Source organism: Phreatobacter stygius, from assembly GCF_005144885.1.
GTDB lineage: Bacteria > Pseudomonadota > Alphaproteobacteria > Rhizobiales > Phreatobacteraceae > Phreatobacter > Phreatobacter stygius.
In genome coordinates this window covers 2,012,285-2,025,176 of the sequence record NZ_CP039690.1, presented here as the reverse complement: position 1 = coordinate 2,025,176, position 12,892 = coordinate 2,012,285, and the positions used below count along the sequence as shown (strand labels likewise).

Genomic DNA, 12,892 nt, shown 5'->3' with positions numbered 1-12,892 from the left:
ACTCGCCGGCCGGATACACTGCCTCGACAAAGCGGGCGAACGACCTGCGTTTCGGAAGGTGGGGCACGATGTTGAAGCGGATCATCGCGGGCTTCGCGCTCGCCGCCGTGGTTGCGACCGGAGCCATGGTTGCGCAAGCCTCGGCCCAGACCATCGAATGGCGCGGCGGATCGATTGGCGGCGGCTGGTACACGATTGTCTCGGGTGCGGCGAAGCTGCTCGAGGACAAGGTTCCGGGCCTGACCGTCAAGGCGGTGCCGGGCGGCGGCGCGGCGAACCCGGTGGCGGTGCAGCAGGGGCAGGCCCAGCTCGCCTTGTCGATCGACATCTTCGCGGCCATGGCGGCTGGTGCGACGGGCACCTATCAGGGGCGCCCGGCGGCCGACAAGCTCCGGATGATCGGCCAGTCCTTCGGCGACACGCCCTATCATTTCATCCGGGCGTCGGGCCAGACCATGGACATGGCGACGCTGTTCCGCGAGGGCCGCAACATCCGCTTCGGCGGGGCCAACAATGGCGCGACCGACGAGATCGCCCTGCGCTGGCTGCTGGCCCATTATGGCCACACCTATGACAGCCTCAGGGCGCGAGGCTGGCGGTTCACGCTGGCGGCCTATGCCGATGTCGCCGCCGCCTATCGCGACAACCAGATCGACTACGCCTTTTTTGCGCTGGGATTGCCGGGTTCGGCCGTCATCGACATGGCGACCGGGCGCGACGGCGAGCTCCTCGACATCCCGCAGGACGTGCTCGACGGCTTCAAACAGCGCTACGGCATGGGTTCTGGCGTTATTCCGGGCGGCACCTATCCGCGTTTCCACGGGACGCGGGACGTCCGCACCCTGGTCATGGCGACGACATTGGTGACGTCGAGCGATGTGGCCGAGGATGTCGTCTATCGCATCACCAAGGCGATCTGCGAAAATGTCGCGGACCTGCCGCGGATCCACGGTTCGCTCAAGGACTATCGCTGCGAGACCGCGGTGTTGAGCCGGCCGGTGCCGGTTCATCCCGGCGCCTTGCGCTATTATCGCGAGCGGGGCATCGCCCAGAACTGAGTTGAACGAGGCCCGGCGCCACAAGACCCGGGCCTCAGTCCTTCCCGCCGGATGCGGCCAGGCGCCTCACCGGTCAGCCCTTTGGATGCATCATGCGCGACCTCAAGGGTTGGACCTTCTGGCTGGCGGCGAGCGTCGCGGTGGCCGCCTCGATCTATCATCTGTGGACCGGCGGGCTCGGCATTTTCGAGCCGCGCGAGCAGCGGTCGATCCATCTGCTGCTGCTGCTGCCGCTCGCTTTCATCCTCTATCCCGCCACCGGGTCGTCGCCCAAGGACAGGCCAAGCGCGATCGACTGGGGCCTGTCTTTCCTGGCCATCCTGCCGAACCTCTATTCTTATCAATGCGCCAATGGCGGGCCGTTCTGCGCCTCGGTGATCAACCTGCGCTTCGAGACGGTCGATCCGGTCTTTCCGGTCGAACTGGGGCTCGGCGCGATCGCCATCGTGCTGGTCCTCGAGGCCTTGCGACGGGCGGTGACGCCGGTGCTCGCCGGCCTGGTCGCGCTTGGCATCGGTTATCTCTTCGTCACCGAGCATATGCCGGGAATCCTCTATTTCCGGGATATTCCGGCGAGCCAGATCGTCGAGACGATGTATCTGTTCAACGGACTCGGCATCTACGGCTCGATCACCGGCATTTCGGCCACCATGGTGGCCGTGTTCATCATCTTCGGCGCCTTCATCGAAGGCTCCGGCGTCGGCCGGCTGTTCCACAATCTCGGCATGAAGGTCGCGGGGCGGCAGTCGGGTGGGCCGGCCAAAGTCGAGGTGGTGTCGTCTGCGCTGTTCGGCACGATATCCGGGTCGTCGGTCGCCAATGTCTTCGCCACCGGCTCCTTCACCATTCCGGCGATGATCAAGCTCGGCTACCGCCGCCATTTCGCCGCTGGAGTGGAGGCGTCATCCTCGGTCGGCGGGCAGATCATGCCGCCGGTCATGGGCGCCGGCGCCTTCGTCATGGCCGAGATCACCAGCATTGCCTACCAGACCATCGCGCTCGCCGCGATCGCGGGTTCGCTGCTCTATTTCTTCATGATCCTGGTCAGCGTGCATTTCGAGGCGAAGCGGCTGCGTCTGGTGGGCTGCGATCCCGAGGACATCCCGCAATGGACCGAGGTGCTCAAGGACGTCCATCTGCTGGTCCCGGTTTTTGTGATGATCGGTGCCATGGCGCTCGGCTACTCGCCGGCCTTTTCGGCCTTCTGGGGTATCGTCGCCATGGTGCCGTCGTCCTGGCTGCGCGGCCATACGCGGCTCTATCCCGCCGATGTCCTGCGCATGCTGGCGACCGGCGGCCGCAACATGGTGGTCGTCGCGCTGGCCTGCGCCGGCGCCGGCATGTTCGTCGCCTGCCTGACCGTGACCGGCATGGTCATCTCGTTCTCGACCGTGGTGACGAGCCTTGCCGGCAGCAATCTCTACCTTGCCGGCATCCTCATCGCGATCACCGTGCTGATTCTCGGCATGGGCGTGCCGACCACCGCCGCCTATATTATCGGCGCCGCCATCGGTGCGCCGATCCTGCAGAAATTCGGTGTTCCCGAGCTGTCGGCCCATATGTTCGTGTTCTATTTCTCGATCCTGGCGGACGCGACGCCGCCGGTGTCGGTGGCGTCCTACGCGGCCGCCTCGATCGCCCGTTGCAGCCCGATGGCGGCTGGCGTCGTGGCCTTCCGGCTGTCGATCGCGGGCTTCGTCGTCGGCTTCTCCTACCTGCACTCCGGAGCCCTGCTGCTGCAGGACACCTGGTCGGAGATCATTGGCGAGTTCCTCGCCAACGCCATTTCACTGTCACTGGTCGCCGCCGGCTTCTTCGGTTTCTTCCGGGCGCCGCTGCCCTTGTGGGTCCGCCTGCCGCTGATCCCCTTGGGGATCTTTCTGGCGCTTGCCGATGCCCTGCCGGTCTGGGGCCGCGTCGCGGCGGCGACCGCGATCGCCGTCGCGCTGTTCCGGCTTCAGAAGGCGGCGGCGCGACGTGAGCGCGAGGCTCCGGTGCTGGACGTCGCGATCCAGTGATCATCGCCGATGGCGGCGTGGCTCATCCCATGGCGGCGAGGGTAACCAGCGCGGAAAAGCCAAGGGCGGCCGTCGGGCCGCCCCGTGAACCGTCGACCGGTGCCCGACGTCAGGGGCGCGGCTTGCCGTCCGGGCCGAAGGTCTTGAGATAGGCGGTCAGGTCGGCGACCTGTTGATCGTTGCGCAACCCGGCGAAGACCATGCGGGTGCCCGGCGTGACGCCGCGCGGATCGCGGATATAGACGCCGAAATTCTCTTCGCTCCAGACCTTCGAGGCGACGTCCGGCCGCTTATAGGCATCGGAATAGTTGAAGCCGGCGACCGTGCCGGCGGTCCGCCCGAACAGGCCGTTCAACTGCGGCCCGACGCCATTGCGGGCGGTCTCGCCGACCTGGTGGCATGCCCTGCACTGGGCGAAGACGCGCTGGCCCGCGGCGGCATCCTGGGCGGAGGCGAGCTGCGGCGCGGCAATGAAAGCGGAAAAGGCTGCAATGGCGAGCAGGTTGCGCATGGCGTTCCTCTGATGAGCATGTCCGGCGATGGGCGCCAGCCACTCTATACCCATTCTAGTTGTTTAGTCCCGGCATTTGATGGAGTGGATCGAGCCTGAATCGTTGAGGCTCTGTTGTCCAGAGTTTGCAGATGAATTCGTAGGGTGTGAGGCCCTTGAGGGTCTTCAGCCTCCGCCCGAAATTGTAGGCGCTGACGAAGTCGGCGAGATGCGCTTCGAACTGCCGGTGGCTGTCGTAGTGGTAACGCTTGACGGTGGCTTCTTTGATGGTGCGGTTCATGCGCTCGACCTGGCCGTTAGTCCAAGGGTGCTTCACCTTGGTGAGGCGGTGCTCGATGCCGTTCTCCTGGCAGCGCATGCCGAACATGTGCGTCACGTAGCGCGCCGTCGGACCATCGGCATACCGTGGCGGGAAGGTGAACTGGATGCCGTTGTCGGTGAGAACGGTATGGATCTTGTAGGGGACGGCCTCGATCAAGGCCGAGAGGAAGGCTGACGCGGAGGTCCGCCCCGTCTTCCTGACGATCTGTACGACGGCGAATTTGCTCGTGCGATCGATGGCGACATAGAGGTACAGCTTGCCCTCAGCGGTCTGCACCTCGGCGATATCGATGTGGAAGAAGCCGATCGGATAGGATTTGAACTTCGTCTTCGCCGGCTTCTCGCCTTCGACCTCGGGCAGGCGGCTGATCCCGTGACGCTGCAGGCAGCGGTGCAGGGATGACCGCGTCAGCGTCGGGATCGTCGGCTGTAGCGCATAGAGGCAGTCGTCGAGCGGCAGCAAAGTATGCTTCCGGAAGGCGACGATCACGGCCTCTTCCTCAATCGTCAGCACTGTCGAAGTCGGGTTCTTCGGCCCGGTCGGCACATCGGTCACCGAGGTCCGCTTCTTCCACTTCGCGACCGTCTTCTGGTTAATCCCGTAGCGCTTAGACAGAGCCCTCAGGCTCTCTTGACTATGTTGTATCGCTCGACGGACCGCCTCAGTCGTCGTGGCGCTCCCGTGGAGAACCTGGCCCATAGCGCGTCCCTCGATTCCTGCATCGAGATTGCACCATCAAAGCCCGGGATCAAACATCTAGTGAACCGATGCGACCGACCACAATTCACAACTCGGCGCAGCCGCCATTCCCGGCGCGCGGGCGCGCCGAGAAACGCGGGCCAGCTTCAGCCGACCGCTTCCTTGGACGACCGCTCGAAGCGCTTGCGGTCGTTGGGGTCGAGATGGGTCTTGCGCAGCCGGATGGATTTCGGCGTCACCTCGACCAGTTCGTCGTCCTGGATCCAGGCCAGCGCCTTCTCCAGGGTCATGCGGATCGGCGGGGTCAGGCGCACCGCCTCATCCTTCGAGGTGGTGCGGATATTGGTGAGCTTCTTGCCCTTCAGCACGTTCACTTCGAGGTCGTTGTCGCGATTGTGGATGCCGATGATCATGCCGCGATAGACGCGGATGCCGGGATCGATGACCATCGGGCCGCGATCTTCCAGGTTCCACATGGCATAAGCGACGGCCTCGCCAATGTCGTTGGAGATCAGCACGCCGTTGATGCGGCCCGCGATCTCGCCGCGATAGGGCTCATAGGCGTGGAACAGGCGGTTCATGATCGCCGTGCCGCGCGTATCGGTCATCAACTCGCCCTGATAGCCGATCAGGCCGCGGGTCGGGGCGTGGAACACCAGCCTCAGGCGATTGCCGCCCGAAGGCCGCATCTCGATCATCTCGGCCTTGCGCTCGCTCATCTTCTGCACGACGACGCCGGAATGTTCCTCGTCGACGTCGATCAGCACTTCCTCGATCGGCTCCAGGGTCTCGCCGTTCTCGCCCTTCTGCAGGACGACGCGCGGCCGCGACACGGCGATCTCGAAGCCTTCGCGACGCATGGTCTCGATCAGGATGGCGAGCTGCAATTCGCCACGGCCGGAGACGAAGAAGGAGTCCTTGTCCGGGCTCTCCTCGATCTTCAGCGTGACATTGCCCTCGGCCTCCTTGAGCAGACGGTCGCGGATCATCCGGCTGGTCACCTTGTCGCCCTCGGTGCCGGCGAGCGGCGAGTCGTTGACGATGAAGCTCATGGTGACGGTCGGCGGATCGATCGGCTGGGCCTGGATCGGGGTGTCGACCTCCATCGCGCAGAAGGTGTCGGCCACCGACCCCTTGGACAGGCCGGCAATCGCGACGATGTCGCCGGCGACACCTTCGTCGATCGGCTGGCGCTCGATGCCGCGGAAGGCGAGGATTTTCGAGACGCGGCCGGTTTCGACCAGCGAGCCGTCGCGTGCCAGAACCTTGATCGGCTGGTTCGGCTTGACCGAGCCGGATGAGATCCGGCCGGTGATCATGCGGCCGAGGAAGGGATTGGCTTCCAGGAGCGTTCCGAGCATGCGGAAGCCGCCGGGCTCGACCTTGGCCGGCGGCACATGGGCGAGCACCAGGTCGAACAGCGGCGCCAGGCCCTGGTCGATCGGGCCTTCGGGCTTGGTGGCCATCCAGCCTTCGCGGCCGGAGCCGTAGAGGATCGGAAAGTCGAGCTGGTCGTCGGTGGCGTCGAGCGCCGCGAACAGGTCGAACACCTCGTTGACGACCTCGACGTGGCGGGCGTCGGGCCGGTCGATCTTGTTGATCGCGACGATCGGCCGGAGGCCGATCTTCAGCGCCTTGCCGACCACGAACTTGGTCTGCGGCATCGGGCCCTCGGCGGCGTCGACCAGCACGATCGCACCGTCGACCATCGACAGGATGCGCTCGACCTCGCCGCCGAAATCGGCGTGGCCGGGGGTGTCGACGATATTGATGCGGGTATCCTTCCAGACGACCGAGGTCGCCTTGGCCAGGATGGTGATGCCGCGTTCCTTCTCCAGGTCGTTCGAATCCATCACGCGCTCAGCCACACGCTGGTTCTCGCGGAACGAGCCCGATTGCTGGAGCAACTTGTCGACCAGCGTGGTCTTGCCATGGTCGACGTGGGCGATGATGGCGATATTGCGCATGTTCATGGTGCGGACGTCCGTCGCGGAAAGCGAAAAAGCGGGCCCCCGTGAACCGTGGGCCCGCATGCCTTGCTGCGGTGCACATATAGGAGGCCCGCGCCCGGCGCAACGGCAAGAGCGCAGAGCCGACCTCCAAACCGGTACTTAACCGGCCCGATACCGGCCACCGATCCTCCCATTCTGCGAGGGGTCTCGCATTTTGCAAGCGCATTCCGCGAGAGATGTTGAGGGCTCGGCGACACCGAGCCGACATTTAGCGGCAGGTTGCCCGGACGGCCACATCATGTTGATTGGCCCGCTCGTCGATCGCTTTGGCACCGGTCCTGCACAAACAAAGCTGAACCGGCATCTGGTATTGCGTCGCCGGCTCACTGGCTCGGACGGGAGGGGACCGCAATCTGCGACCCCTTGAACGTGGTCTCCTCCCCTCCAATCCAACGCCGCGCCGGACACACGATAACCGGCACTTCGGCCGCGGCCTTGCCCGCATTTTCCTCAATCAGTCCAAACCGTTGACCTGACGTGCAACGTCAGGTCGTGCCTTGACGCAAGGTCAATTTTTCGGTTGGCCGAGGCGTCAAGCTGTGGCAAGATTCGATTGGTTCTAATTTCACGTTCGCCGCCTGATCGGACGTGATGTGGGAGTGCACCATGACCGATGCCAGCAACGACAAGGCGATGCCTGGGGATGCCGTGACGCCGGAAACGGCAGCGCCGTCGGACAAGGCGCTGAGCCGTCGGTTGTTCATGTTCAAGACGGCGCTCGGCGCCGCGGCGCTCGCGGCGGTCGGAACGGTGGCGGCTCCAACCACCGCCGAGGCCCAGCGGTTGCGCGTCACCGACAGCGATCCTTATGACGCCGAGGGCCGCGGGCGTGGCCGCTATATCCGCCGGCGCGGCACCGACAACGACCCCTATGATGCCGAGGGCCGCGGACGCGTCCGGACCTATCGCCGTCGGGCCCGCGTCACCGACAACGACCCGCGCGATCCGCGCGGCGGTGGTCGCGGCTGGTAAGCCGGTTAGCTCAGCCGCATCAGAGGATCGACATGACGCTGGCCGCGGAAGCCTTCGCGCTTGCCTTCGGTGACCTGTCCATCGAGGACGGTCTGAAGCTGCGCGAGGCCGCGACCATGCGGCATTTCGCGGCGACCGATCGCCGCCGCTTCGACAGGCTGCTGTCGATCGCCGATCTCGATGCCTTCCTGAAGACCGAGGCGGCGCAGATCCCGCGTGTCAGCATGGCCGACAGCGGGCGCAGCGGCAGCGCCGGCGTTCCCGATGAGCTCTTCACCTTCTCCGACGGCAAGATCGACCCGTCCCGGCTGTTCCCGCTGTTCGACGGCGGCGCGACGCTTGTCGTGTCGCAGTTCCACGAGTTCCACCCGCCCCTGGCGCGCTTCTGCCGCGGATTGGAACGGGTCTTCCTGCATGCGGTCCAGGCCAATATCTACCTGACCCCGCCGGGCGCGCAGGGCTTCCGCACCCATTTCGATACCCATGACGTATTGGTGCTGCAGGTCGCGGGCGAAAAGCGCTGGCGCGTCTGGGGCGAAGCGGCGGTGCCGCACGCGACCCGCAAGACGCCATGGGATACGGCGCCGCGCGACCACGACCCGGACGGCGGGCGCGAGGTGGTGCTGCGCGCCGGCGACGTGCTGTTCGTGCCGCGCGGCGTGCTGCACGACGCCTCGGTCCAGGGCGGCGGCGAACCCTCGCTGCATGCGACGATCGGATTGCTCGAGCCGAGCTGGGCGGACGCCCTGCGCGCGGCGCTCGACCAGATGGAGGCGCGTGAGCCGGCCTTGCGCCAGTCGTTCCGCACCTGGCGGCTGAATGACGAGGCGGCGCGCGGGAAACTGCCGGCGGCGGCCGCCGAACGGCTGGCCCTGGTCGCCACCGAAGCCGGGCTCGACCTCGCATCGATGCAGTTCCTGCAGCAATTGGCCGCCGACCGCATGCCGATGTCCGGCCGCGGGCTGCTGGCGCCGGCGCCGGATGCCGACGACCGGCTGATCCTGGCGGACTCGGTGCACCACTATGTCGTGCCGGTCGGCGAAGGTGCCGAGCTGCGCTGGGCGGGCGAGCCGGAGAAGCTGAGCGGCGCCGAACTCGACTGGCTTGCCGCGCTGGAAGACGGCGCGACGCCCCGGTCGCTCGGCGGCGAAGCCGCGCTTGCCTTCTGCCGCCGGCTGGTGGCGCTCGGCATCCTGGTCCGCGACACGCCGCAGACGTAACGCGCCGCGCTCAAGCCGGACCAATGGTCCCCGGCGCGGTGCGGTCCAGCACCTCGCGCACGCAGGCGATCAACCGGTCGCGGCCGTCATGCTGCTCTTCCGACGACCAGATGGCGCGGGCCTCGTGCAGGCCGGCCGCCTCCTCGAGCGGCAGAAAGACCGTGCGCGCGATACCGGCATGGCTGAGCGAGCGCGGCACCAAGGCAATACCGAGCTCATGGGCAACCAGCGCGACCACGGTCAGCCAGTGGCTGACCTCGTGCATGATGCGCGGCTCGACACCGGCGTCGCGGAACAGGGCGATGATGTGGTCGTGGTAATGCGGCGCCAGCGGCCGCGCGAAGATGATCAGCGGCTCGAGCGCCAGGGCGCGCAACGACACCTGTTTCAAGGCTGCCAGCGGATGGGATGCCGGCAGGCAGCAGACGAAGGGCTCGTCCATGATCAGCAGCGAGGCGACGCCAGGCGGCAGCGGCATGCCGTGAACGAAACCGATATCGATCTTGCTCTCGAAGATCGCCGCGAGCTGGGTCGCCGAATTCATCTCGCGGATCTCCACGGTATAGCCGGCGTGGCGCTCGCGGAAGGCATGCAGCATGCCGGGCAGGCCGCGAAAGATCATCGACGGGACGAGACCGACGCGGACCACCCCGCCGGGGCTTGCGGCGATCTTGCGCGTCAGGGCCTCGGCCTCCGACAATTGCCCCAGCAGCATGCGGGCCCGCACCGCGAAGGTTTCTCCAGCCCTCGTCAAGGTGACCCGCCGGCTGGAGCGTTCGACCAGCCGGACCTGCAGGTCTTCCTCCAGCTGGCGGATGCCGGTGCTCAGCGGCGGCTGTGACATGTTGAGGCGGCGTGCCGCCCGGCCGAAATGCAGCTCCTCCGCCAGCACGGCGAAATAGCGCAATTGACGAAAGGTCGGAGCCATTGGCCTGGGCCCTCCCGTGGCCGCATCGATAGTCTTTTCGCTATTGCCGGATGCTAATTCAATATTGGAGCCGGTAAAGCCCCGCTGTTAACGCTCATGGCAGACGAGGAGCTGCCGATGAGCGCCGAGACCGTGCTGATCCATCGCAATATTCCCGACAGTTTCGGCACCAACGCCTATCTCAGCGACCCGGATTTTGCCCGGCTGCTCAGGGTCTATGGCGCGCCGGACCTGGTGGCGGCGGTCGAGCCGCATTTCATCCGGCTCGGGCAGTTGGTGCGGGCGGATCTCGACCAGCTGGCGCTGGCCGCCGACAGCCATCCGCCGGTGCTGAAGAGCCGCACGCGCAGCGGCGCCGACTGGCAGTCGATCGACAAGCATCCGAGCTATGTCGCCCTCGAGCGCCATGCCTTTTCCGGGTTCGGGCTTGCCGCCATGTCGCATCGCGGCGGCGTCTTCGGCTGGCCCGCGCCATTGCCGCCGGTAATCAAATATGGCCTGACCATGCTGTTCGTGCAGGCCGAGTTCGGGCTCTGCTGCCCGGTCAGCATGACCGACGCGCTGACCCGGACGCTGACCAAGTTCGGCTCGGCCGAGCTCGTCGCGCGCTTTCGCGACCGGCTGATCACGCAGGATTTCGCGGAGCTGTTCCAGGGCGCGATGTTCATGACCGAGCAGGATGCCGGTTCCGACGTCGGCGCGATCACGACCGCGGCCAGGCCTGCCGGCGACGGCACCTGGCGGCTGACCGGCGACAAGTGGTTCTGCTCCAATGCCGACGCCGATCTGGCCATGGTGCTGGCCCGTCCGGAAGGCGGTGCGGCCGGCACGCGCGGATTGTCGCTGTTCCTGCTGCCGCGGGTTCTGGCCGATGGGCAGCGCAACAGCTATCGCATCGTCCGCCTGAAGGACAAGCTCGGCACACGGTCGATGGCAAGCGGCGAGATCGTGCTCGACGGCGCCACCGCCTACCTGGTCGGCGAGCCGGGCGCTGGCTTCAAGCAGATGACCGACATGATCAACATGTCCAGGCTCTCCAATGCGGTGCGCTCGGCCGGCCTGATGTTGCGCGCCGCGCAGGAGGCGCTGTTCATCGCCCGCCACCGCCGGGCCTTCGGCGGTAAGCTCGTCGCGCTGCCGCTGATGCGCCGGCAACTGGTCAAGCTGATGGTCTCGGCCGAGCAGGGCCGGTCGCTCGCCCTGCACACGGCGGATTGCCTGAGGCGCGCCGATGCCGGCGATGCCGAGGCGGCCAAGCTTCTGCGCATCCTCACGCCCCTGATGAAGTTCCGCACCTGCCGCGACGCCCGCAAGGTCACCGGCGACGGCATGGAGGTGCGTGGCGGCTCCGGCTATATCGAGGAATGGTCGGACGCCCGCGTGCTGCGCGACGCCCATCTCGGCTCGATCTGGGAAGGCACCAGCAATATCGTCGCGCTCGATGTCGCCCGTTCGATCCGGCGCGAACAGACGCTCGGCGTGCTCAAGGCCTATCTCGGCCGTCTGCTGGAGGCGCCGGGCATCCCGGCGGTATCGAAGCGGGCGCTCGGCCGGGCGCTCGACCGGGCCGCGGCTTTCGCCGCCGAGGTGGCGGCCGATCCGGCCCGGGAGGCCGAGACGCGGCGCATGGCGAGCGGCCTTTATCATGCCGCCTCGGCCATCGTGCTCGCCTATGAGGCGGCCAGGATCGGCTCCGACATGCGCCGCCTGGCACTGGCCCATCTGGTGCTGCGGCATCGCCTGTCCGCCCGCGATCCGCTGGCACCCGATGACGATGACGCCGATGTCTGCGATGCCCTGCTCAGCCAGGCGCCGATCGACGCGACGCTGGCTCTCAGCCTCGCGCCAGGGGCTGCGTCGTGAGCCCGGGCGTCAGGCCGGCCACGGGCAGGGACGCGGCCGGCACCGGCGCGCCGCCCGGGCCGGGCGCATTGGCCGGCGTCAAGGTGATCGACCTGTCGCGGGTACTCGGCGGGCCGTTCGCAACCCAGATCCTTGGCGACCACGGTGCCGAGGTGATCAAGATCGAGCCACCCGGCGGTGACGAGACGCGCGCCTGGGGGCCGCCGTTTCAGGACGAGACCGCCTCCTATTTCCTTGGCGTCAATCGCAACAAGCGCGGGCTCGCACTGGATCTCGGCCAGCCGGTGGCCCGCGAGGTGCTGCTGCGGCTGCTCGAGGACGCCGACGTGCTGGTCGAGAACTTCAAGACCGGCACGCTGGAGAAATGGGGCCTGGGTTATGCCGATGTGCTGGCGGATCGTTTCCCGCGGCTCATCCATTGCCGGGTCAGCGGCTTCGGCGCCGACGGCCCGCTCGGCGGACTGGCTGGATATGACGCGGTGATCCAGGCGATGGCCGGGCTGATGTCGGTCAATGGCGAGGCGGATGGCGCGCCGCTGCGGGTCGGGCTGCCGGTCGTCGACATGGTCACCGGGCTCAATGCGGTGATCGGCATCCTTCTGGCGCTCAATCATCGCAAGAGCACCGGACGCGGGCAGTTCGTCGAAGCGGCGTTGTTCGACAGCGGCCTGTCATTGCTGCATCCGCATGCCGCGAACTTTTTCCTGTCCGGGCGCGCCTCGCGCCGCACCGGCAATGATCATCCCAATATCGCGCCCTATTCGGTGTTTGCGACAGGCGGCCAGCCGATCTTCCTGGCGGTCGGCAATGACCGGCAATTCGCCAGGCTCTGCGCAGCGATCGGTGCGGCCGGGATCGCCACCGACCGGCGTTTCCTGAGCAATGGCGCGCGGGTGGCCAACCGCGATGCCCTGCGCATGGCGCTCGAAGCCGCGCTGGCGGGCCATGACGGCGCCGAACTCGCCGCGCGGCTGATCCAGGCCGGTGTGCCGGCGGGGCCGGTGCTCGGCGTTGACGAGGCGCTGGCGCATCCCCACGCGCAGCACCGCCAGATGGTCGTCTCGCAGGATGGCTATCGCGGCGTCGGGGCGCCGGTGAAGCTGTCGGAGACGCCGGCGAGCTACCGCCGGACGCCGCCGGCCTTCGGTGCCGACAGCCTGGCGATCCTCGACGAAGCCGGCTTCACACAAACCGAAATCGACCAGCTGGTCGCCAGCCGGGCCGTGCCGGGTCCAGCCGCATGACAGGACCGATGAACCAATAAAGCCAAGGGCAAGAGCCCGGCCGAG

Annotated in this window: 10 protein-coding genes; 6 read left to right on the top strand and 4 right to left on the bottom strand. The window is 66.8% G+C overall.

Features of this window, described 5'->3' with window-relative positions; genetic code table 11:
• Positions 1–68: 68 nt before the first annotated feature.
• Both E8M01_RS09190 and E8M01_RS09185 read left to right on the top strand, forming a co-directional pair.
• Positions 69–1,058, top strand: coding sequence for a TAXI family TRAP transporter solute-binding subunit (locus tag E8M01_RS09190; protein WP_136959843.1), 990 nt, complete (start codon positions 69–71; stop codon positions 1,056–1,058).
• A gap of 92 nt (positions 1,059–1,150) precedes the next feature.
• A complete protein-coding gene (locus tag E8M01_RS09185; protein ID WP_136959842.1) occupies positions 1,151–3,076 on the top strand; it encodes a TRAP transporter permease in 1,926 nt (641 codons plus the stop codon).
• Positions 3,077–3,185: 109 nt separating this feature from the next.
• On the opposite strand, the gene E8M01_RS09180 is transcribed toward E8M01_RS09185, so the two are convergent.
• The 3 genes from E8M01_RS09180 to typA all read right to left on the bottom strand — a co-directional run bounded on the left by E8M01_RS09180 (position 3,186) and on the right by typA (position 6,581).
• On the bottom strand, positions 3,186–3,587 hold the full coding sequence (locus E8M01_RS09180; RefSeq protein WP_136959841.1) for a c-type cytochrome: 402 nt from the start codon (positions 3,585–3,587) through the stop codon (positions 3,186–3,188).
• A 55-nt stretch (positions 3,588–3,642) separates the two neighbouring features.
• Positions 3,643–4,608 (bottom strand): IS481 family transposase, encoded by a 966-nt coding sequence (locus E8M01_RS09175; RefSeq protein WP_136959840.1) that lies wholly within the window; start codon positions 4,606–4,608, stop codon positions 3,643–3,645.
• 146 nt (positions 4,609–4,754) lie between these two features.
• Complete coding sequence (gene typA / locus E8M01_RS09170; protein WP_136959839.1) at positions 4,755–6,581, bottom strand: translational GTPase TypA; 1,827 nt, start codon at positions 6,579–6,581, stop codon at positions 4,755–4,757.
• Positions 6,582–7,226: 645 nt separating this feature from the next.
• On the opposite strand from typA, the gene E8M01_RS09165 reads away from it, so the two are divergent.
• Together E8M01_RS09165 and E8M01_RS09160 are read left to right on the top strand one after the other, a co-directional pair.
• Positions 7,227–7,592, top strand: a complete 366-nt coding sequence (locus E8M01_RS09165; RefSeq protein ID WP_136959838.1) for a hypothetical protein — start codon at positions 7,227–7,229, stop codon at positions 7,590–7,592.
• Positions 7,593–7,624: 32 nt separating this feature from the next.
• Complete coding sequence (locus E8M01_RS09160) at positions 7,625–8,812, top strand: cupin domain-containing protein (protein ID WP_136959837.1); 1,188 nt, start codon at positions 7,625–7,627, stop codon at positions 8,810–8,812.
• Positions 8,813–8,822: 10 nt separating this feature from the next.
• On the opposite strand, the gene E8M01_RS09155 is transcribed toward E8M01_RS09160, so the two are convergent.
• A complete protein-coding gene (locus tag E8M01_RS09155) occupies positions 8,823–9,740 on the bottom strand; it encodes a LysR family transcriptional regulator (RefSeq protein WP_136959836.1) in 918 nt (305 codons plus the stop codon).
• A gap of 117 nt (positions 9,741–9,857) precedes the next feature.
• Between E8M01_RS09155 and E8M01_RS09150 the strand changes: the two genes are divergently transcribed.
• Together E8M01_RS09150 and E8M01_RS09145 are read left to right on the top strand one after the other, a co-directional pair.
• A complete protein-coding gene (locus E8M01_RS09150) occupies positions 9,858–11,603 on the top strand; it encodes an acyl-CoA dehydrogenase family protein (protein ID WP_136959835.1) in 1,746 nt (581 codons plus the stop codon).
• Positions 11,604–11,671: 68 nt separating this feature from the next.
• On the top strand, positions 11,672–12,847 hold the full coding sequence (locus tag E8M01_RS09145) for a CaiB/BaiF CoA transferase family protein (protein WP_215908918.1): 1,176 nt from the start codon (positions 11,672–11,674) through the stop codon (positions 12,845–12,847).
• The last annotated feature ends 45 nt before the right edge of the window (positions 12,848–12,892 follow it).

What these genes read in the sequence shown, in the direction of transcription:
- E8M01_RS09190 (WP_136959843.1), top strand. Translation starts at nt 69, where the DNA reads ATGTTGAAGCGGATCATCGCGGGCTTCGCGCTCGCCGCCGTGGTTGCG.
- E8M01_RS09185 (WP_136959842.1), top strand. Translation starts at nt 1,151, where the DNA reads ATGCGCGACCTCAAGGGTTGGACCTTCTGGCTGGCGGCGAGCGTCGCG.
- E8M01_RS09180 (WP_136959841.1), bottom strand. Translation starts at nt 3,587, where the DNA reads ATGCGCAACCTGCTCGCCATTGCAGCCTTTTCCGCTTTCATTGCCGCG.
- E8M01_RS09175 (WP_136959840.1), bottom strand. Translation starts at nt 4,608, where the DNA reads ATGGGCCAGGTTCTCCACGGGAGCGCCACGACGACTGAGGCGGTCCGT.
- typA (WP_136959839.1), bottom strand. Translation starts at nt 6,581, where the DNA reads ATGAACATGCGCAATATCGCCATCATCGCCCACGTCGACCATGGCAAG.
- E8M01_RS09165 (WP_136959838.1), top strand. Translation starts at nt 7,227, where the DNA reads ATGACCGATGCCAGCAACGACAAGGCGATGCCTGGGGATGCCGTGACG.
- E8M01_RS09160 (WP_136959837.1), top strand. Translation starts at nt 7,625, where the DNA reads ATGACGCTGGCCGCGGAAGCCTTCGCGCTTGCCTTCGGTGACCTGTCC.
- E8M01_RS09155 (WP_136959836.1), bottom strand. Translation starts at nt 9,740, where the DNA reads ATGGCTCCGACCTTTCGTCAATTGCGCTATTTCGCCGTGCTGGCGGAG.
- E8M01_RS09150 (WP_136959835.1), top strand. Translation starts at nt 9,858, where the DNA reads ATGAGCGCCGAGACCGTGCTGATCCATCGCAATATTCCCGACAGTTTC.